This window comes from Bacteroides sp. AF32-8BH, assembly GCF_003435205.1.
Taxonomy (GTDB): Bacteria; Bacteroidota; Bacteroidia; order Bacteroidales; family Bacteroidaceae; genus Bacteroides; species Bacteroides ovatus.
The window spans coordinates 98,675-115,812 of record NZ_QVLZ01000020.1 but is presented as its reverse complement, the minus strand read 5'-3'; the positions used below and the strand labels follow the sequence as shown (position 1 = coordinate 115,812).

General features: G+C 50.4%; 30 protein-coding genes. 2 read left to right on the top strand and 28 right to left on the bottom strand.

The features are described from left to right. The first annotated feature begins 12 nt into the window (after positions 1-12). Positions 13-462, top strand: a complete 450-nt coding sequence (locus DWZ47_RS15785) for a type I restriction enzyme HsdR N-terminal domain-containing protein (RefSeq protein ID WP_004295946.1) — start codon at positions 13-15, stop codon at positions 460-462. Between the two features lie 429 nt (positions 463-891). Here DWZ47_RS15785 and DWZ47_RS15780 read toward each other — a convergent pair whose 3' ends face one another. The 23 genes from DWZ47_RS15780 to DWZ47_RS31025 form a co-directional block, all read right to left on the bottom strand. Then, positions 892-1,095, bottom strand: coding sequence for a hypothetical protein (locus DWZ47_RS15780; RefSeq protein WP_004303920.1), 204 nt, complete (start codon positions 1,093-1,095; stop codon positions 892-894). 10 nt (positions 1,096-1,105) lie between these two features. Next, positions 1,106-1,504: a hypothetical protein gene (locus DWZ47_RS15775; RefSeq protein ID WP_008143073.1), complete on the bottom strand. Its 399-nt coding sequence runs from the start codon at positions 1,502-1,504 to the stop codon at positions 1,106-1,108. Further along, on the bottom strand, positions 1,501-2,031 hold the full coding sequence (locus DWZ47_RS15770; RefSeq protein ID WP_004293684.1) for a hypothetical protein: 531 nt from the start codon (positions 2,029-2,031) through the stop codon (positions 1,501-1,503). The genes DWZ47_RS15775 and DWZ47_RS15770 overlap by 4 nt, the downstream gene beginning before the upstream one ends. Before the next feature lie 162 nt (positions 2,032-2,193). Continuing rightward, positions 2,194-2,850 carry a hypothetical protein gene (locus DWZ47_RS15765; protein WP_008143069.1) on the bottom strand — a complete coding sequence of 219 codons (657 nt, stop codon included), beginning with the start codon at positions 2,848-2,850 and terminating at the stop codon, positions 2,194-2,196. Further along, positions 2,822-3,145, bottom strand: a complete 324-nt coding sequence (locus DWZ47_RS15760) for a hypothetical protein (RefSeq protein ID WP_004293682.1) — start codon at positions 3,143-3,145, stop codon at positions 2,822-2,824. The genes DWZ47_RS15765 and DWZ47_RS15760 overlap by 29 nt, the downstream gene beginning before the upstream one ends. A 154-nt stretch (positions 3,146-3,299) precedes the next feature. Further along, on the bottom strand, positions 3,300-3,710 hold the full coding sequence (locus DWZ47_RS15755) for a hypothetical protein (protein ID WP_021891778.1): 411 nt from the start codon (positions 3,708-3,710) through the stop codon (positions 3,300-3,302). 13 nt (positions 3,711-3,723) lie between these two features. Next, complete coding sequence (locus tag DWZ47_RS15750; protein WP_008143065.1) at positions 3,724-4,032, bottom strand: LPD28 domain-containing protein; 309 nt, start codon at positions 4,030-4,032, stop codon at positions 3,724-3,726. 22 nt (positions 4,033-4,054) lie between these two features. Beyond that, positions 4,055-4,711: a hypothetical protein gene (locus DWZ47_RS15745; protein WP_008143063.1), complete on the bottom strand. Its 657-nt coding sequence runs from the start codon at positions 4,709-4,711 to the stop codon at positions 4,055-4,057. Positions 4,712-4,714: 3 nt separating this feature from the next. Then, positions 4,715-5,050: a hypothetical protein gene (locus DWZ47_RS15740; RefSeq protein ID WP_004293678.1), complete on the bottom strand. Its 336-nt coding sequence runs from the start codon at positions 5,048-5,050 to the stop codon at positions 4,715-4,717. Next, positions 5,026-5,619 (bottom strand): hypothetical protein, encoded by a 594-nt coding sequence (locus DWZ47_RS15735; protein ID WP_022048017.1) that lies wholly within the window; start codon positions 5,617-5,619, stop codon positions 5,026-5,028. The genes DWZ47_RS15740 and DWZ47_RS15735 overlap by 25 nt, the downstream gene beginning before the upstream one ends. 12 nt (positions 5,620-5,631) lie before the next feature. Next, positions 5,632-6,036: a hypothetical protein gene (locus DWZ47_RS15730; protein ID WP_229120435.1), complete on the bottom strand. Its 405-nt coding sequence runs from the start codon at positions 6,034-6,036 to the stop codon at positions 5,632-5,634. 124 nt (positions 6,037-6,160) lie between these two features. Further along, on the bottom strand, positions 6,161-6,607 hold the full coding sequence (locus DWZ47_RS15725; RefSeq protein ID WP_004293675.1) for a hypothetical protein: 447 nt from the start codon (positions 6,605-6,607) through the stop codon (positions 6,161-6,163). 38 nt (positions 6,608-6,645) lie between these two features. After that, complete coding sequence (locus DWZ47_RS15720) at positions 6,646-7,122, bottom strand: hypothetical protein (protein ID WP_008143055.1); 477 nt, start codon at positions 7,120-7,122, stop codon at positions 6,646-6,648. A gap of 101 nt (positions 7,123-7,223) precedes the next feature. Continuing rightward, complete coding sequence (locus DWZ47_RS15715) at positions 7,224-8,126, bottom strand: hypothetical protein (RefSeq protein ID WP_022048016.1); 903 nt, start codon at positions 8,124-8,126, stop codon at positions 7,224-7,226. Positions 8,127-8,146: 20 nt separating this feature from the next. Then, positions 8,147-8,851, bottom strand: coding sequence for a radical SAM protein (locus DWZ47_RS15710; RefSeq protein ID WP_008672671.1), 705 nt, complete (start codon positions 8,849-8,851; stop codon positions 8,147-8,149). 17 nt (positions 8,852-8,868) lie between these two features. Beyond that, the gene (locus DWZ47_RS15705; protein ID WP_117513736.1) at positions 8,869-9,372 is read right to left on the bottom strand and encodes a hypothetical protein; all 504 of its coding nucleotides are present in this window, start codon (positions 9,370-9,372) and stop codon (positions 8,869-8,871) included. 11 nt (positions 9,373-9,383) lie between these two features. Beyond that, a complete protein-coding gene (locus DWZ47_RS15700; RefSeq protein WP_004293670.1) occupies positions 9,384-9,647 on the bottom strand; it encodes a hypothetical protein in 264 nt (87 codons plus the stop codon). After that, positions 9,628-9,807, bottom strand: a complete 180-nt coding sequence (locus DWZ47_RS15695; protein ID WP_004293669.1) for a hypothetical protein — start codon at positions 9,805-9,807, stop codon at positions 9,628-9,630. Before DWZ47_RS15695 ends, DWZ47_RS15700 begins: the two co-directional genes overlap by 20 nt. Before the next feature lie 34 nt (positions 9,808-9,841). Continuing rightward, the gene (locus tag DWZ47_RS15690; protein ID WP_117513734.1) at positions 9,842-10,360 is read right to left on the bottom strand and encodes a hypothetical protein; all 519 of its coding nucleotides are present in this window, start codon (positions 10,358-10,360) and stop codon (positions 9,842-9,844) included. A 32-nt stretch (positions 10,361-10,392) separates the two neighbouring features. After that, a complete protein-coding gene (locus tag DWZ47_RS15685; protein ID WP_229092735.1) occupies positions 10,393-10,812 on the bottom strand; it encodes a hypothetical protein in 420 nt (139 codons plus the stop codon). A 19-nt stretch (positions 10,813-10,831) separates the two neighbouring features. Beyond that, positions 10,832-11,152, bottom strand: coding sequence for a hypothetical protein (locus DWZ47_RS15680; RefSeq protein WP_004293666.1), 321 nt, complete (start codon positions 11,150-11,152; stop codon positions 10,832-10,834). Further along, positions 11,153-11,503, bottom strand: a complete 351-nt coding sequence (locus DWZ47_RS15675; protein WP_004293665.1) for a hypothetical protein — start codon at positions 11,501-11,503, stop codon at positions 11,153-11,155. Then, a complete protein-coding gene (locus DWZ47_RS31025) occupies positions 11,500-11,844 on the bottom strand; it encodes a hypothetical protein (RefSeq protein WP_229092426.1) in 345 nt (114 codons plus the stop codon). The genes DWZ47_RS15675 and DWZ47_RS31025 overlap by 4 nt, the downstream gene beginning before the upstream one ends. Before the next feature lie 45 nt (positions 11,845-11,889). Between DWZ47_RS31025 and DWZ47_RS31020 the strand changes: the two genes are divergently transcribed. Next, positions 11,890-12,210 carry a hypothetical protein gene (locus tag DWZ47_RS31020; protein WP_233525061.1) on the top strand — a complete coding sequence of 107 codons (321 nt, stop codon included), beginning with the start codon at positions 11,890-11,892 and terminating at the stop codon, positions 12,208-12,210. Positions 12,211-12,311: 101 nt separating this feature from the next. Here DWZ47_RS31020 and DWZ47_RS15665 read toward each other — a convergent pair whose 3' ends face one another. From DWZ47_RS15665 to DWZ47_RS15645, 5 genes are all read right to left on the bottom strand, one after another. Beyond that, positions 12,312-13,184, bottom strand: a complete 873-nt coding sequence (locus DWZ47_RS15665; RefSeq protein WP_004293663.1) for a DpnD/PcfM family protein — start codon at positions 13,182-13,184, stop codon at positions 12,312-12,314. Further along, positions 13,181-15,085 carry a hypothetical protein gene (locus DWZ47_RS15660; protein WP_008143046.1) on the bottom strand — a complete coding sequence of 635 codons (1,905 nt, stop codon included), beginning with the start codon at positions 15,083-15,085 and terminating at the stop codon, positions 13,181-13,183. Before DWZ47_RS15660 ends, DWZ47_RS15665 begins: the two co-directional genes overlap by 4 nt. Then, complete coding sequence (locus tag DWZ47_RS15655; RefSeq protein WP_004293661.1) at positions 15,072-15,662, bottom strand: hypothetical protein; 591 nt, start codon at positions 15,660-15,662, stop codon at positions 15,072-15,074. Before DWZ47_RS15655 ends, DWZ47_RS15660 begins: the two co-directional genes overlap by 14 nt. 130 nt (positions 15,663-15,792) lie before the next feature. Further along, entirely contained in the window at positions 15,793-16,461 is a 669-nt protein-coding gene (locus tag DWZ47_RS15650) for a hypothetical protein (RefSeq protein ID WP_004293660.1), read from the bottom strand. 81 nt (positions 16,462-16,542) lie between these two features. Then, positions 16,543-17,133 carry a tyrosine-type recombinase/integrase gene (locus DWZ47_RS15645; protein WP_004293659.1) on the bottom strand — a complete coding sequence of 197 codons (591 nt, stop codon included), beginning with the start codon at positions 17,131-17,133 and terminating at the stop codon, positions 16,543-16,545. Positions 17,134-17,138 lie beyond the last annotated feature (5 nt).

The window sequence follows — 17,138 nt, the reverse complement described above, 5'->3', positions numbered from 1 at the left end:
CAAAAATAATAAATGTTATCGTTAAACCTACCAGTATTCGACACTAAAATAAACGTACGAAACGGAAAAAATGTAATTTTCGACGTAATTCGTAAACGATATGTCGCCCTTACCCCTGAAGAATGGGTACGGCAACACTTTGTTCACTTTCTTATTGCACACAAAGGATATCCGACTGCCCTTCTGGCCAATGAAGTAATGGTAAAGTTAAACGGTACTACCAAACGATGCGACACCGTACTTTATCGGAGGGATTTATCAGCCCGGATGATTGTGGAATATAAAGCACCACATATCGAAATTACACAGGCTGTTTTCGACCAAATCACCCGGTATAATATGGTACTGAAAGTAGATTATCTGATTGTCAGCAACGGAATGCAACATTATTGCTGCCGGATGGATTATGAGAACCAGAGTTATACGTTCCTCCAGGATATTCCAGATTACAAATCTTTATAAAAATGATCCGCTTCATTCGCCTTAAAAAACATACTTACCTGCAAGAATAAAATAGAGGTTGTGTCGGTTGGCAAACTTTTTTTGTTTGATAATTGATTGATAACCAGTAGTTAGTTTCGCTTAAAAAAGCTAATCTCTACTTATAAGCATACATAGAGGGTTTCAATAACCAACTGATACTGAAGACAAAAGTATATAAAAAAGTCGGATTGTAAAACACTGGAAAAGAACCTTCTTTTATCAATCAAGGAAATCAAAAAGTGTATAGAGCAAAGTGGCGCATGTATGGTATAGATAATTCCGTACATGCGCCACTTTCTTAATCATCTGATTTGCATTGATTTACATTAATTGTTATTATATACTATCATTTGGTACTGATAAGCATTGATTTTGCTTGTGGGGTGTATTATTGTCCACCTAAAAAAATCAAGAATATCTCCTTGAAACGGGTTTGACGAGCAGGTCGATGTGCTCGTGTTCAAGGATATGTTCCATAGCCTTGTATATGGGCATCTTTTCGATACCGGCAATCTTCAGGGCTTCCATCTTGATGGTATTCTCGATGAGCAGCAGGTAGTCTTCCTCCTTCAGCTCAACATATTTCTGTGACTGTGATTTTAATTTTGCCATATTGATGTTGTTATTTGTTTCCGAAGTCGGCAGGAATCTCACCCCACAGGCGGTTGTCCCAGTGCAGCACTTCGATGTCCTTGATTCTTGCCTCCATCACTTTGAGGAATATCTCCGCTTTCTGCAATGCCGGGCATCTGCGTGAAGAGGCTGTCTGTTTGTTACAATACCACGTGATGGCTGTAATGCTGTCCGAGTAGATTGTTCGCGGACTTTCCGGATGTTCCATGACATATCTGACCGCCTCGACAATGCCGAGAAACTCCCCGATATTGTTCGTCCAGTTACCGATAGCTTTGGAAAAGAGTTCTTTTCCTGAAGAGAGGTCGACAGCCCGGAAGCGTGTCAACCTCTCTTTTGCAGAATGGGCACCGTCGGTCGCAATACCCACGACCGGTTTTTCTTTCATTGAATTCCTCCCTGATGTCTGTCTCCCGTATAGATGAACCCGTCGGATTCCATACGTCGTACCAGAGCACGCGCCTGATTCAGATAGTCGGTGATGACACCTTCCTTGTACTTGATATCCTTGCGTCCCTTGAGGATTTCCAGCACACCGTCTATTGTGCGGCTCATTACGCTCTTGCCGTCTTTCGGGTCGAAGAAAATCTTTTTGTTGCCGAACGTCACAGTTACTTGATACAATGTCTTCGGGACGATCACTGTTTCCACATGCGCCTGAAATAACACGGGGGTAGCGGCAACGACTACATACCCGTTGGCTTTGTGCATGGGTTTCAACTCTACCGAGTATAGTATGTTTGGCTCGAGAGTTCCTTTCAGGTCTTCCGAAAGGACACAAATCTGCTTGCCGAATCTTGAGTCTTCACGGACTCCCATCAATTTACGTGTCTTGGAATGGCGCGAAACGAACCCTATCAGTTCGCCCGTCTCTTCCGATCTCGCAAACTTCAGTTGCGATTTTTCCGATGTCATATTACTGTTCTTTCATATTCAATCTATTGCTTTCAATTGACAATCTGTTTTCAATGGGTCACTTTTCCATACAAATATATGCCAATTTTTCACGCCAACAAAACGTTTTAGTTATTAATTTTCAGATGGTTATGTGTAATATATATAGAGAAAAGGCTGCATTCAGTACAGCCTTTCCTCCTCTGTAAAATGACTGAAACGCTCGTCAGTATCAGAAGTTTGCAGTAGATAACGGCATTTCCAATAACGGTAAATCCGCCTTCCGTTGGGTATACAGTGATTTATATCGTCAGCATTCAGATATTGGTTCCCTTGTTCCGTACCGTGGTGCATCCATGTAGCGCACCCGGGCAGGTCCGGGTTGTTCCGGACATAGAAGTCCATTTTCTCTTTACCGGCGACAAAGATATTGTGTATCCGTACGTCCTTATCGATAGGAAACCGGTAGGCGTACAACGCGAAGTCACAGATGTCGGTTTCCAGCAGGTTGCCGCCAAAGTGTTCGGGAGCTTTCCGTTTCAGGTTCTCGAACCCCTCCAGAATACCCGGCCTGTCGCATATCTCGGCAAACCTTTCATCCGTTACCGGCTCAGCCGTCGCATAAACCACCCGAAAACCATTATCCGTACTGTCCAGTACCATGACATGCGCGACTATCCCCGGTGATTTGTTGATACTTTCGTCAATGCTGTCCGAGTCCGTGGTCAGACAGCATTTCAGCGTTCCGATGATTAATACCGCTACCACCAACAGTGTCCAAGGACCTATTGCTGCCGCTATCAATACCAATTCATCGGCCCGTTTCCGTATTTGTTTCATTGATTTTGAGAATGTGGCGGCCGGATACCCCCCGGACCTCGGACACGCATACCTTGCATCCTGCATCCAGCAACCGGTTTCTACATTCTTCCAAGGCGGCGTCGGAAATCCTGATGGCAGGTATACCCGCCGCCGTCATCTTGAACCGGGGCACTTCCGTGATCCGGGTAATCGTTTCGGCATCATCAAAATACGCCTCGAATGAATCTCCGACATGGAAAAGGATGATGGTTTCCACGCCATGCCTTTCCTTCATGCCGCCGTAACAGCGGCGAATAATCTCTTCCTTTTTCATATCAAATAGATATATTAGGTTTGATGTCAGCCAAACATGAAAGTGCCTGTAATCCGTTCAACTGCCGGGCTTTCGTCCGAAATACATATACAGACTTTCTTCATCTGACAAATATACAATAAATTACGGAACGACCCATGTCTATTGCATGAAACTATCCTTTCATCTTCACCTCCCTTCTTTCAAATTGTTCGCGGATGATTTCAACGAGTTGTCCGATGCTGTCGATTTTGTGACTCTTACCGCAGGCTTTGCCATGGAACAATGGCGTGAAGTACAGGTTAAAATCCTCATCGATGGAAAAACCTCCCACGAGGACGATACCCGCCTTGATACGGTAATACTCGCCGTACATGGCGTAATCATCCGTAGTTTTGGTGAACCCGTACTCCGGCAACAAGTCCGGCAAAGTGTCCAGGATCGGCCGGATGACATCCTTGAGAAAATTCGGGGTCTCAACTTCCTTTTTCCGTTTCCGACCTTTTCTGCCGGTTCCGTTATCGTCTTGCAGGTAATGGGCATCGAAACGATCCCGATACCTTTCTGTCAGTTCCTTAATATCCATATCCTTTATACATTTAATTGTTTTCCTCAAGCCACTCTTCCAGTGTCATGGAGTCCTCGAAACCGTATTCGTCAATCTGTACATAGCCGTCCTTTTCCGTGATAAACTCTTTCCTGGTCAGGATGGTTCCGCCATGATTTACCATCACCGTCGGTTCGATGGTCGCCAGACGGTCCCCGTCATCCGACTCCCGGATATCGTATGCGTACAGTCCCTCCGGAACGGCATTCCGGTCAATCCGCATATCCGTAAACAATGCAGGCGTGTCATTGATGGTCATAGACTCAAAGGTCTCGTTGCCAATGTTTTCTTTTGTAATCATATTTATTGATTCAAATAGTTTATTATTCCTGCTTGGGAAGTTCAATGGCTCTTACCCAATTGTTCCGGTCATCAAAACATTCATCATTGATGTTGGCCGTAAATTCCAGCGGTATCATCTTCTCAACCCGCGTTGCGGGGTTATTTTCGTAATCAACGATGATTTTCCCGGCCGGAACGTCACGTTCAAATTCGTCCAGCGGGAAAGAGAATATCCATATTTCCCGGTCTTTATCTTCCCCAAGAAACGCCTTGAGGTTGTCTGTATAAGCCTGGCATTTGTCCCACGAGGTTTCCACGAATGAAATGATTTCCTCTTCCGGTTTGCCGGTACGGTCTTTCAGGAATGCAACGGCATTCCCTTTCCAGATATCCTGCTCGACACAGAGTTCCAGATAACGTTCCCAGACTGTCACCAGCCAGTCCATGTTAATCTCATGCAGGTGGCGGCAGGTGAAACGCTCCCGGCTTTCCGCGTTGTAAAGCGTGCAGCTTCCGTCCGTGCGTATCTCCTCCAACCGGTACATGGTGTATACCGGTATCCCGTGCCCATACCCGTCTTCCCCTTCCTCCTCGACATATACCGTATGGGGCAACATATTTTCCGGCATTTTCGGTATCGCACACAGGTTGGCTATAACTTCCTGTTCCAACGCTTTTTGTTTCTCCTGTATTCTCATTGTCTATCCATCTTTTAGTATGATTTTACCTTCTTGAAATAATCTCTGTTTGTAACGACGGTGGTTGCGTATATTTTCGGTATGTTTCTTCCGGTCATATTTATACAAGCCTTTTGCCTTGTTCTCTCTCAGCAGTTCCTTGTTCCGCTCTTCGCTTTCTGGGTTCACAATGAAGGTTATCAGCCTGCGGCTGACACCGTATTCCCGGGCAAGCTGGCGCTGGCTGACAGCTTCTGTCATGTAACGGTGGAAAATTTCAGCCTTCTGAAAAGGAGTGAGCTTCTGCCTGCGGTCATATTGTGTCCCGCTGATGATTATTCCCGAGCTTTTGTATGGCATAGTGAAGTCTGTTTTTCGTTTGTGGTCCATGAATGGTAGATGCGTTGTTTGCCATCTAAGGAGAGTAGAAACCAGCGGCTATAAATCCGTTCCAGCGTTTCGGTGTCGTGCCCGTATATCGGTCCCAGTTCGTTTGCAAACATCGCCGCTACCTTCAGCCTCCTGGTATCGGACAGCTTCTCCCACCAGCGGCAAATGGTCTTGTACTGCTTCACGCCCGTTACAAGGTCCGGAACCGGAGCGGAGGAGATATATTCCGCCTCTTTGCCGCACGGTGCCTGCCAGAACCCCTGTTCGCAAAGAGCGCGTTGCTCGTCACAAACCCGTTCTGCAAAGGATTTGAGTGCCATTTGGAATATCTTTCTTTCCAGTTCCTTACGTTCCATGGACAGTTCATGCACACCCACGTTCAGCCCGTGCTTATTGCGTTCATCCGGGGAAAGCTTGTTGCTCAAGGCTTTCCTGACCAGTTCCAGCCGTTCTTTCAGAGGGCCGTATTCGTTGTTATCTAAATACCGGTTAAACAGTTCCTGTTCGTTTCCGGGCAGTATGAATATATTTTCCATCATGCATCATTTAAGTTATCGGATGTGAATAGGATATATCGCAGTGGATAGCGGGTGTCGGGGTGCGGAAATAGCCACGAGATCCCGTGCCGTCAAGGGGCGCAGAAAAACGGCATCGAACTCCTGAGTATCGTCTTCACGGATATCTCGGACTTCAATGATCCATGTGCCTTCATAGCGGCACCAGGCAATCACCTCCAAAATCATTTCCTTTCTGTAGTCAGCCGGTCCGTCCCCGAAACTTTCACGTATCCGCTTAATTGCATCGTCTGTCAGCCGGACAAATTCCCCTTTGCGGAACGGAGCTTCCGGCGTAACGGCAGGAGCCAGCATCTGCCAGTCTTCATGTCCGTCCAGGTCTTCCACAGCCATTGCGTAGGCTTTGTATTCAGCTTCGGTCTCGAAATGTCGGGTTATCACATATCCCCCGGATTCGGCCGTGCTCTCCACCGACGAGATATCCCCGGTTTTCCTGTATATGCTTACAGTATCCTTACCGAGTAGAACTTTTACTGTTATCATTATTGCAGATGGTGTGGTTTTATTATAAATGGAACTCCACGTCTTCCTCCTCGAACTCCGTGTCATGGTCCTCGTTGTACCCCTCGACGGTCGAACCAGGGACATAGGTCTCTCCGCCAATCCCATAACGTCCGGCATCGAGCAGTTTCCGAAGGGTTTCGGTGTCCCCGTTTAGAATCCTTTCGATGTCCTCCCGGCTGCCCCGGACGCTAATTCCGAGACGTAGCCAGAGATTTTCCTCTCTCGAGGTGTCCGCCTCTTCCGACCGGTGGCGTATGATATGATAATCACTCCATCCGTCGGCATCGTTTACCCCGGCGATGTAGGCATTGTACTCCGCCTCAGTCTCGAACTCTTTCTCGTCCACGACGCCCCCGTTATCCGCCAGCCATTCTTCAGAAGGCAGTTCATTGTTCTCTTCATATTCCCGTACGGCGTCCTCGCCGAAAATCGTTGTTATCTTTATCATGTGTCTTTGGGTTTTGAATATTTGTTATTTAATGGTTATCAAACTCGTTTGCCCGAACCGGTTTGATTCGGTTCGCAGACAGCCACCCGGTTTCCGGCGCGTATCAGTTTGGGGAGATACACGTCCAGGTCACGAAAAGAAAACCGCAGTTCCTTGACGCCTTTCCCTTGCCCGTCGACGCGTTCGGCGGTGGCAATGCCCAAAATGCCGGAAGCGGCGATGGCATCATCCTCATACAATTCACAAGATTCCCCGTTTCGGAAAATGTACAGGGCATCCGGGTGCGCCGCTTTCATCTCGCGGTATTTTCCCATCATGTCGGAAACTCCCGGGACATTTCCGTTCCCCGTTACATTCCGGGTCTTCAGTAGGTTCCTCGTGGCGTCGATGTCGATGAAATTCGTCCAGCCGGCTTTATGAAGTTCGACAGCAGCTTCCCGCAGGGATACCTTCCCGTTCTCGACCTCCTCTTTCAGGGATTCGAGAATGTTCTTGATTTTATAATCATTCATCATATTTTTTATTCTTTGGTTACATTGTTACTTGTTCCGACGGTATTCCGGTCAAGGGGAAAGCACCCGTGGCCTCCGGTAACCCGTCGATACACTGCCCGTCGTCAGGATTTCCCCGACAGGTAATGCCCGATGGACTTGTAACGGTTAGGAATGTTCGCGTTCTCGTTGAAACCGTTCAGGCAGTGGAGCAAGGCATCTTCGAGCGTGACATAACGACGGTCGAAAGTTTGGATATTATCCAGACAATAAGCATTTACAGCGTATTTGAAAGGCGCGTACATCCTTTCGTTCTCCCGCTTTAAAATGACAAACCAGTCGAAATGGAGTTTCAAGCGGAAACCGTCGCTCTCGCCGACTTTCATCAGCCGCTCTTCGTCGAGAAGCCGCCGCACGAGTGTGGCGTCGAGCTGACGGGTATACTCCCTGTACGCCTTGATACGGGCCGTGTAAGCCGCGGCATATTGTTCGATGTCCGTTTCTTTCAGCCGATGTTCCGCCGGGTAAAAGTCCAGCACCTCTTTCGTCGTGACGGGAATTTTCAGGTCGTCCACCCCGATCTCGTAGGTCTTGTTTTCCAACACGTCGTGGAACTCGAACCCTTGAATTCCCATGAGGGTAAATTCTCGCGTCGGGTCAGGGAGCGCAAGTGATTTGAGCTCTTCGAGGTCGCGGCACACGGCCACGACCGGATACTTCTCGACCACGTCTGACGGGCCTCCGATGCGGATATACGCCTTTTCACACCCGTCGTAATCACCATGCCGGACAATGTCGCAGCAGGTGTAGTTGGGGGCGGCACGATGCCGCGCCGTATATTCCGTCCAAAGCTTGTCCAGCCCGGCTTTTACTTCGTCAGGGTCGGTCAGGGCAACGTTGCCGCACTGGCTGCACCGGCCGTCCGACAAGGCGTTGCGGGTAAATTCGAGGAACTGTCTGGTGTTCGGGTCGATGACGGCGGTACATTTCACTCCAGTGCCGCCGCAGATACTGCATACGATTGACATAAGTTTTTTGATTTGTGTATTTATTCGTACAATCTTTCTTTTTGACGCTTTTTCAAGGTCATCCGGAGATATTGCATCAGTTTCCCGCAGGGACACAGGGCATGTTCCCGTTGGCGGGCATAACTCAGGTCCCCGTTGGAGAGAACCATGCCTTCAGCATTGAGACAGAGGTCGCCGTAAACGTAGTTCTCCTCCGTAAGATAAATCCCATGAACAGGGTTCGGAAACCCCTCCGTGCTGCGGCCTTCCCGGAAAAGGAAGATACGCTCGGCCTGTCCCCGGACTCCGAAAAAGGGATACGGGGAAAGTGCCGCGAGCGTGGCGGCATGCTCTGCCGGATCATGGAAGCGGTCGTCGCTCATTTCGAGCATGTGGCCGGAGTCCTGTTCCTTTTCCTCCTGGTACTCGTACAGTGCGGCGCAGGCTTCTATGAATTCCTCCGAACGGGATGTGGCAGAGCCGTTGGTTACGATATAAAAGTCATTGACAGTAATACCGTAGGCGCGTACCCGTTCGAGGATATGGCGGATGGCCCGGACGTTAAGCGACGGCTCGCCGCCCGTGATGTTGAAATGGTGAATATGCCTGACATGCCGCAGCAGGTTGCTTATATGTTTCAAAGGGATATCCACGGATTCGGCATCTCCCCGCATGCAATGGGTACAGCGCATGTTGCAACGTCGGGTAATCTCGATGCAGAGATTCTTGATATATAGTTCTCTCATATTCGATGTAGTTCGGCTTAAGTTTCATCCGGGATTTCCTTTCCCGTGTAAGGATTATACAGCGGTGTGTTGCCAACTGCCTCGGCGTCAATAGCGAAACTGCCACGGCCTACGTCGTAGAAGAGTTCCAGCTTTAGTGGCGTTGAAGCGATGACTTTCTCAGCCTCGGCTTGTGACAGGCCTGAATACATCAGGCATTTGACACGACACCGGAACATTTCCGGATTGGTTTCCGGCGTGGTAACTACATCAACGACCTCGCACACTTCATCCGTGATGGCGAAGCGGTCGGGATTGGGTGTGCCGTTCCTTCTAGAGCCGTCCGATGCGGCATGTCCGGTGATTGAATGGTTCCGCACCTTTTCGGCGGGATAGGTCTTATCGCCTTTGGCGAAATACGACTTGCCGGAGGCGACACAGGCATGATAGATTACGTCGTGGACCTTTCGTCCGTTGTCAAGTATAATTGTATAGGTCGTTCCCTCCTGCAAGACAGGAACGGCATTCGGTTTATGAGACATAAGATTTGTTTTTAGCTGTTTATGAATTTCGGTCTTGCACGCCGCATGATGTGTAGGTCATCGTAACCGATGGCTCTCAGTTCGGAAAGCGGGTTGCGGTACTCCTTTTCATGGGCTGGCCGTGTCATGGCGATCACGCCCGCATAGTCGGCTGCACCATGCTGGCCGACATGCATGTAGGAGGTTATTTCACCCCGCCGTCCGCTCCACGGTATGTCCGGGAACAGGGCGATGACCTGTCCGTCGGGATAGCGTCTAAAGACCACCTTCGTCATTTTTCCCGCAGATTTCCGTGTCGATTTCATAGTCCCCGTAATTTTTGAATTCATAGTCCACTTCGCTGATAATTTCGTCAACCTCTTCGTCCGTTATTTCATCAGCCTTCGGGTTGTCGATATCGAGCCGTACGGTCAGGTAAATGGTTCTTGTTGCCATAATATCATACATTTTTTAGTGTAACAAAGCCGGCTTATGACGGACCGACGGTATATTTCTCTATCAGCCGCTTCCGGTACGCCTTGTCTTTTCCGGCGGCAAGGCTTGCCAGTTTGCGGATATTCCGGTTGGCTTTTTCCGCGACCTGCTCCACTGTCGGTCCGGGAGTCATGAAATCACGGCATCCGGCACCGCAATACCGCTGCTTCCCCTTGACCGTCCTGCCACAGGCCGGACACCGGCGCTTGCCGTCACGCTCCAGCACTTCCAGAATATTGGCATGAATGCCTTTCCACCATTCAATACGGTCTATGTCATAATCGTAGACGGTTATCGTGTTCCCGAAACTGCGGGCTTCGACCTCAACGGCAATGCCCTCATCTTCAAGGTAAACCTTCAATACCGGGTCTTCGTGAGGCTCACAGTGCCTGTCATACCAGATGATATAGGTGGGATCGTCCAGTTCGTCAGGCTCTCCCAGACAGAGTTCCGTAAGGCCGTTGTTCACGAGAATGTTGCGGATGGCGTCTTGTAAATCTTTGATACAGTCCATTGATATTTCGTTTTATGGTTGTTCCTCATTCGTCAGTTCATCTCCGAAGCGTGGCCGACGAACTGGAAGATATCGGCGTATTGTTCGCTGTAGATATAGAATCCGTCCCGTTTTTCCCCGGTCTCCGCATCTATTCCGTCAGCAAGGAGATATTCCCCGTCATCCGTCAGGTAGACATCGGTAAGCTTGATACGGGACGTGTCGTGCTTCCCGTACAGGGTTGTCGTGACGGGGAAGTTGTTGTCATCGAGTTCCTCCTCTTCTGTAAGGCCGAGTGATACGCGGCCATATTGTGCCAGGAACTCCAGCATGAATTTCAGCATGGCTTGCTCGGCCTCGTGCAGCCGTCCGTCGATAAAGGCGTACTGGGTGGCGAACAGATGCAGCTTGTCGGCGCTCATTTTGTCCGGGGCTTTGCCCGGCTCCGCATTGTCTTTCTGTATTTTATCCATATCTGTCATATTGTTGGTTTCATGTTTCCAGCGGGGTGAAGGAGACGGTCAGTATCACTTTCTCGTCACCCAGGTTGAACACTTTCAGGCAGTCGTTACTGATAGTCCTTTTCAGGATGTCTCCCCGGTATCGGGAATTGCGTACCTTGAAGGTAAAATCATCAATGAACGAGCTGATGCAATGAAGTACGTGGTCGAATTCTTCCTTACCATACCGTTCCATTTCAGGGAAGATGCCTTTCAGATGCGCCCGCAGGCTCAATATGTAGTTCGGGGTCTTGCCCGTGATTTTTCCCGAGTATGTGATTTTGTATTTCCTGTCCATGATATGCCGTTCCATTTAATCGTTACTGTCATACCAGCCCTCGATCTCATCGAAATAGCCGTTCGAGTCCCATTCTTCCAGCAAGGTGGTCGGGTACGTCCATTCAAGGCTGTAAAACAGATCCTGGCACACCTCTTCATTACCCTTGCACAGGGCGAGCAGTGAGTTATGCGTGAAACAGCCGTCACTGCTCTCCGACACACGCCAGTCCTCACGGTCTTCTGCCGCGTATTCAGGTACATAGCACACTTCATCGGGGCGGTTGAGAAAGGCATCCTCGTTCTTGTAGATGTTTCCTTCCCCTCCGTATTCCAGTTCATAGAACACACCTTCCGGCGTTTCTATCCTGTTGCCAATCTCTATCATAGCGTTACCGTTTCGTGGGTATATATAATCACCATCCGGGAGGAGAGCACCTTGTCGCGTACCGTGGGGTTGGCGATTGCCCAATCGGAATGGAAATGCATGTCCGGAATGGATGCGGTGTCCACAATATCGCCCCCGTTTTCCAGATGGAGATAATCCGGCTGATACAGGTCGCAAAGGAATTTGCCGTCCGTATCGCTGATGGCGTATATCTTGCCGTCGAGTGCGGCCGTCATCTCCTCCTCGCTGCGGTAGACCAACAGGTATTTACAGCCGGTCTTCATCTCTTCCGCAATCCGCTTATGCAGTTCTTCAGGAGATAATTCACGCAGTCTTGACACGACCGCCCCGATACTTTCCACGGCATCGTAGCTGTCCAAGACATCATGGCAGGTCGTTTCAAACTCCTCTTTCGGACGACCCGCAAAATTGATGGTACGGACTTCCTGCCCGTGCCCGCCGAGCAGGTAAAAGGGCGTACCGTTCCATTGTTCCTTTCTGACAGAGAGCGGCCGGGAGCATTCCCGTGGCTGCCGGTTCACAACGGCATACAGTTCCAGACTTTCCCCGCATTCCATACGCAGGATATGCCGGGCGAACTCCGTAAATGTCATGATTTTGATTCCTTCCCCGTTCGCCGTGAAGAAATCCTGTCTTGTCTGTTTCATAAATCCGTTTTTTTAAGAGTAGGTAATCGTTTTGTATAAGGGGTGGAATACTCACCTCGTTTTGAAAAAAAAGACCGCCGCAGCCGTAGCCGCGACGGCCCGTCATCATTATGGCATGTGATGAACAGGTTCTATTTTCGTTATTCGGCCTCGTAGTACGGTACGCCGTGCCTTACCACTGCTTTTTCCATTTCTTCCCACCAGATTTCACTATGGCGGTCATTGTCAAAATCTATGGGCTTTCTTTTACCGAGCCGCAGCCGGTCCCGTGTCTCCATTTCCGTTTCGTACACAATCTGTTCCATTTCTTCGTCCGTAACATGGTAGGTATCGAACGGCTCCGGCAGAGATTCCAACTCCCTGCGTGACAGCTCGGATTGCCCGCAGGTGAAAACCTTGTCATAGAAAGCGTCATCTTTCGGCGGCAGTTCGGGTTCCTGTTCCGGCAGCACATCCAAATAATCCGACTCGTACAGGTAGTTTTCGTCGCGCCCCTTCGTCTGCCGGTTGTTCTTGAACTCTTCCAGATCACTTTCCGTCAGGCGGAATTCCTTCTTCTTACGCCGCAGGTACTCCATCATGTTTTCGAGGGAGGAGAACGGGGCTATGAGCTCCATGGAAGAACGGTTGTGCCAGGCATCGCTCCGGTACAGCAGGTAGACCTGCGGGCGGTTCCGGGCCGCCTCCTTACGGTATTCGCCGAACTCATACAGGGCGTTGTCGAAACTTCCGAATGCCAGCCGGACTTTGTCTTCGACGGATATGGACTCCCGGCATTCCTCGAAACGGCGTTGCACGTATCCGATGAAATCCACGTCTTCCAGAGTCTCCATGACCGTGCTGTCATCAGTCGAGAGCGCGATGTCAGCTCCTGCGAAATTGTCGGCTGACAGCACGTGTTTCTCTTCATTGTATTCGTCTTCCGCCCTGCAGACGGCCAGACCGGGCGTTTCTGCCTCGATCTCCACGACCTTACGGAGCGTCTCTTCGATAGCTATCCGGTATTTTTTCATTGTATGATGTTTATTTGTTTCAGTTCACGTTTGTAGTTTCTCAATGACGGCTTGTGCCCTTTCTCCCTTACGATCTGGCGCATCTGTGCAAAGGTGTATGCCTTCTCCATGTCCAGGCCGTAGTCCGTGGCGAATGCCGTCATTCCGATATAGCAGAAGCCGAACTTCCGGTGCAGCATGTCGGCCGTATAAGGAGTCATGTCTTCCGCCAAGGTTACGGGGACAGCCATTCCCCGGATCTTGAACTTCAAGCCCTCGATAAGGGTCCCGCAGTTGTCGCTGTGGTAGGTCAGGTCCCTGCGGCGGGCGCAGTAACCGATGGTCTCACCCATGAAGGTGTTGCGGAAGATTTCCGTACGGTTCAGGTCCTTCAACTTCTCGACACCGTAATAGCAGACCGCCTGTACGGCTTTCAACGCTTTGTCCACACGGGGTTTGACAAAGCGGGGGTCGTTTTCCGCCACGATCTTTTCCAGCCACGTGCGGTGGAAGGTTCCGACAGGCACGTCGAACACCTTCTCCGGCGTGCAGTATTTTGAATCCGACCGCGTCATCATCAGATGTGCCGAGGACGGCTCGTATTGTTCTTTCAGGTAAAAGGCCAGACAGGTATTGCCGACTTTGCAGTAAGTATAGTCGTCACGGCTGTTTTTCAGCGACAGCATCGTGGTTTCCCCGCCGTAGAACTTCTCGGGCAGTCCGGTCTGTCGGCAGAACTCCGTGAGGAAATGTCCGGGGATGGCATGTGCATAACTGCGCTCCTGGTAGCACTCCTTCGCCATTTGCGGAGTGATGAACCGTTTGGCAAAGTCACAGATATGGTAATGACCGTAATCATACGCCGCCTGCGTGTTCGCGGAGCTCTGGAACTTTTTGGGCATCTGGCGGAACCAGCGGAAACTCGTCCCGTGCTCCATGCAGTAGTCGACAAATTCCCGCGTCCATACATTTTCAGGAAATTCGGGACAGTTGCCGTTTCTTCGGATGAATGCCTTGCACACTTCCACCGAGAGCAGGGATTGTTCAGTTTCCTCGTCGATATAGCAGTTCGTCTCCCGTTTGCTGTTATCGATGGCAATGACCAGTCTTTCCGGTGTCTTGAACCGCTTCGGCAACTCCCCGAACATGTAAGGGTGTTTCTCCATCAGCCGGTCCGCCAGCATGTCGTCCAGATATACCGACAACGGCTTGAAAAACTGGGGGTCTGTGATGAAGTTTTTTCCTTCGGTCGAACAGACAGCCGCATGGAGAATCTCATAGGAATAGAACCGGGCGGGAACAAGCGAGAGGTCATGTTCCGCCATCTTGCGGTAGTATGCCGCAGTCTTGAAACGGGACGGCACGACGGCATCGGTAACCGTGCTCAATATTTTCATCCCGTCGAGCATCCCGTAATAGAACTCTTGAGTCTTTACCTCAACGGGGACATATCCGAGGATAAGCCCCGTTTTCATGACGGCGTCTGTCCTGCTGTCCGTGTAATACGGGTCGTAAATATAGCTGCGCAAGGCCAGGTATGCCAGTTGCGCATCCCAAAGGCGTTCAGGTATGAAGGCGAGAATGTCGAAATCCCCGCGTCCGTTTCGGATGACCGCTTCTGCCATTTCTCGGGTAACCATTGCTTCGGGAACGGCCGTGATATTCTTCGGTTTTTTGCGCATGGCGTAGTCACAGACTGCTCCCGAACGGTACGCCTCCGGAATATTGCGCAGCTCGAAGCTGTGCCAGCTCTCCGTGCTGCCCGCGATGATTCGTTCTATACGTCCGGGTGTGAGGAAACGTCCCGGAATATGGCTCAGCACCTCTATTTCCTTGCTTTCGACGGCTGCTTCCACGATCTCTTCCGTGAACAGGTGTTCCGGCAGCCATTCTATGGCCGATACGATGTTATTGTGCCGCATACAGTTTCTTTTTAAGGTTGGACGAACGGACGATTCTCACAAGGCGGCACCCCCGGTAGACATAGAGTATCCTGGATTCCCGTTCGGCGAGTTCCTCAAGTCCCTGCCAGTGCTGCGGTGTATTTATCTTTTCGAGTCGGACATGGTTGTTCACATATACCGTGATCGGTTTCATGCTGTCATGGGAGGGCGTATCTTCGACGAAGAGCGGCTGTTCACAGTATTCTCCCTTGTCCATGACATGCCATCTGCCGTTATCGAACAGGAGGCACGTGTCCTCCATGCGGCCGAAAATGTCTGCGTTGTCCGCGATGCGTGATGCGGATTGCCGCGGTGTTTCCCGTCCGTCACGGATCTTTGAAAAACAGTGGACGGTATCGCCGGTTCCTGTCCATTTTCCATAGGGTGACGGTCCCAGTTTTTGTATGTCGCCCAGCGACAGCAGGGCATCTACCCGTCTGTCATTGGGATAGAACACCCGGAGTTTCCTCACAAGGTCTTTTGAAAGCGTCTCATGGAGCGCCTTGATGTGCCGGACACTGCCGTCCGGCAACAGTTTTCCGATTTGTATGCTCATAATAGTGCTATCTCTTGTTGTTGAAGTATAGCCGGGTCGTCCTTCTTTCGATTGACAGTCCGGCTTGAAATTTATGATTTACAGAAGTCTTCGGACTGGTATCCGGCCATGTCCGGTACGGAACCGCGTGTCATTCCGTCCTGTCGTCTTCCCGTCTTTTCATTTTCAGTTCCCTGCCGGTTGCCGTGCGGCAGAGCGGCAGTTTCCCGGAAGCGGTTTGCTTGCATCCCTCGACGAGCCGTCCTTCAGACACCATTTTCCCGTACATTTCCCTGATATAACGGTATGCCGGGGAGGTGTTCGAATAAACGGACTTCCCACGGAGTGTCTTGACACGCAGCTTTTCGACGAGTATTTCCAGCACCTGCTCCCGGCTCTTGTACAGGTTCCGGCGCTTGGTGCGGAAGGCGTCGAGAAAGACACCCCCGATAGTCATGTCATGAGTCTTGTGGTAATACGCGAGTTCTTCCTCCTCCGTCAGGTCGAGAATCTCGCCGTAAGTGTCAGTACGTAGGTACCGGAAGGTCGTTCCTTGTGCCAGAATCTTCTCGATAAGCTCCATGTGCTCTTTAAGAACAGGGCCCGATAACGATTGGGGATGACAGTACAGGCATGTCTTTCCGAGATACACCTCGGGACAACCGTCTTTGTATTTGTTTTCCTTGATGCTGAACCCTGTTTCCGTGAAAAGGCGCTTTACCTCGTCGAAGAAGCGTCCGGCTTTCTCTTCCGGCATGCGACCGCCGTCATAGCCGGACTCGACGCGGAAGTATGTGTCGATATATATCGGTGTGTCCATTTACAGTTCTGATTTTGATATGTTATATAAAGCATAGCCCGGAACCTCCCGCTCGGGTTCCGGGCATCGTTGAAAATATTCTCATAGACGTATGGAATCGAACACTTTGTCGATGTCCTCCTGCGCCAGCCCGATGTAGCGCCGGGTGGTTTCCAGGTTGGAATGGCGGAATATCTGGTTGAGCAGGATCAGGCCCTCGGCCGAGCGTCCCATCAGCTCGTAGACATAGCGCCCGAAAGTCTTGCGGAAGGTATGTGTGGAGAATGCCCTGATCGGCAGCCTGTACCTTACCTTGAATACCTTGAGCAGCCTGTTGATGTATTCCAGCGAGTAAGGTTTCCCGGTACGCGGGCTGAGAAAGATGTACTGTTCGGGGGCGGGTTGTCCGAGCATCTCGTACAGGAAACGGTTCTTCTCCTGCACGTCCCTGTTGAACTTGATCAGGCGGTTTTTCTTTGTTTTCTGCTCGATGCGGGTCATGGTGCTTTTTCCTAAGATGTCTTTCCAGCGCAGGGTCCTCACGTCGGAGGCCCTGCATGCCGTGCAGAACGACAGCCAGCAGTAGGTCTCCCACAGGTACTCGCCGTCCTTCTCAAGCCCGCGGACCAGCCTGTTATATTCCGCTATGGGCAGGTAGTCGGCTGTCGTCAGTTGTCCCTTGATTCTTGTCACGTGGC

Excerpts from the sequence above, each read along its gene's own strand:
- DWZ47_RS15785 (WP_004295946.1), top strand. The coding sequence starts at position 13 with ATGTTATCGTTAAACCTACCAGTATTCGACACTAAAATAAACGTACGA.
- DWZ47_RS15780 (WP_004303920.1), bottom strand. The coding sequence starts at position 1,095 with ATGGCAAAATTAAAATCACAGTCACAGAAATATGTTGAGCTGAAGGAG.
- DWZ47_RS15775 (WP_008143073.1), bottom strand. The coding sequence starts at position 1,504 with ATGAAAGAAAAACCGGTCGTGGGTATTGCGACCGACGGTGCCCATTCT.
- DWZ47_RS15770 (WP_004293684.1), bottom strand. The coding sequence starts at position 2,031 with ATGACATCGGAAAAATCGCAACTGAAGTTTGCGAGATCGGAAGAGACG.
- DWZ47_RS15765 (WP_008143069.1), bottom strand. The coding sequence starts at position 2,850 with ATGAAACAAATACGGAAACGGGCCGATGAATTGGTATTGATAGCGGCA.
- DWZ47_RS15760 (WP_004293682.1), bottom strand. The coding sequence starts at position 3,145 with ATGAAAAAGGAAGAGATTATTCGCCGCTGTTACGGCGGCATGAAGGAA.
- DWZ47_RS15755 (WP_021891778.1), bottom strand. The coding sequence starts at position 3,710 with ATGGATATTAAGGAACTGACAGAAAGGTATCGGGATCGTTTCGATGCC.
- DWZ47_RS15750 (WP_008143065.1), bottom strand. The coding sequence starts at position 4,032 with ATGATTACAAAAGAAAACATTGGCAACGAGACCTTTGAGTCTATGACC.
- DWZ47_RS15745 (WP_008143063.1), bottom strand. The coding sequence starts at position 4,711 with ATGAGAATACAGGAGAAACAAAAAGCGTTGGAACAGGAAGTTATAGCC.
- DWZ47_RS15740 (WP_004293678.1), bottom strand. The coding sequence starts at position 5,050 with ATGCCATACAAAAGCTCGGGAATAATCATCAGCGGGACACAATATGAC.
- DWZ47_RS15735 (WP_022048017.1), bottom strand. The coding sequence starts at position 5,619 with ATGATGGAAAATATATTCATACTGCCCGGAAACGAACAGGAACTGTTT.
- DWZ47_RS15725 (WP_004293675.1), bottom strand. The coding sequence starts at position 6,607 with ATGATAAAGATAACAACGATTTTCGGCGAGGACGCCGTACGGGAATAT.
- DWZ47_RS15720 (WP_008143055.1), bottom strand. The coding sequence starts at position 7,122 with ATGATGAATGATTATAAAATCAAGAACATTCTCGAATCCCTGAAAGAG.
- DWZ47_RS15715 (WP_022048016.1), bottom strand. The coding sequence starts at position 8,126 with ATGTCAATCGTATGCAGTATCTGCGGCGGCACTGGAGTGAAATGTACC.
- DWZ47_RS15710 (WP_008672671.1), bottom strand. The coding sequence starts at position 8,851 with ATGAGAGAACTATATATCAAGAATCTCTGCATCGAGATTACCCGACGT.
- DWZ47_RS15705 (WP_117513736.1), bottom strand. The coding sequence starts at position 9,372 with ATGTCTCATAAACCGAATGCCGTTCCTGTCTTGCAGGAGGGAACGACC.
- DWZ47_RS15700 (WP_004293670.1), bottom strand. The coding sequence starts at position 9,647 with ATGACGAAGGTGGTCTTTAGACGCTATCCCGACGGACAGGTCATCGCC.
- DWZ47_RS15695 (WP_004293669.1), bottom strand. The coding sequence starts at position 9,807 with ATGGCAACAAGAACCATTTACCTGACCGTACGGCTCGATATCGACAAC.
- DWZ47_RS15690 (WP_117513734.1), bottom strand. The coding sequence starts at position 10,360 with ATGGACTGTATCAAAGATTTACAAGACGCCATCCGCAACATTCTCGTG.
- DWZ47_RS15685 (WP_229092735.1), bottom strand. The coding sequence starts at position 10,812 with ATGGATAAAATACAGAAAGACAATGCGGAGCCGGGCAAAGCCCCGGAC.
- DWZ47_RS15680 (WP_004293666.1), bottom strand. The coding sequence starts at position 11,152 with ATGGAACGGCATATCATGGACAGGAAATACAAAATCACATACTCGGGA.
- DWZ47_RS15675 (WP_004293665.1), bottom strand. The coding sequence starts at position 11,503 with ATGATAGAGATTGGCAACAGGATAGAAACGCCGGAAGGTGTGTTCTAT.
- DWZ47_RS31020 (WP_233525061.1), top strand. The coding sequence starts at position 11,890 with ATGGCAGGTCGTTTCAAACTCCTCTTTCGGACGACCCGCAAAATTGAT.
- DWZ47_RS15665 (WP_004293663.1), bottom strand. The coding sequence starts at position 13,184 with ATGAAAAAATACCGGATAGCTATCGAAGAGACGCTCCGTAAGGTCGTG.
- DWZ47_RS15660 (WP_008143046.1), bottom strand. The coding sequence starts at position 15,085 with ATGCGGCACAATAACATCGTATCGGCCATAGAATGGCTGCCGGAACAC.
- DWZ47_RS15655 (WP_004293661.1), bottom strand. The coding sequence starts at position 15,662 with ATGAGCATACAAATCGGAAAACTGTTGCCGGACGGCAGTGTCCGGCAC.
- DWZ47_RS15650 (WP_004293660.1), bottom strand. The coding sequence starts at position 16,461 with ATGGACACACCGATATATATCGACACATACTTCCGCGTCGAGTCCGGC.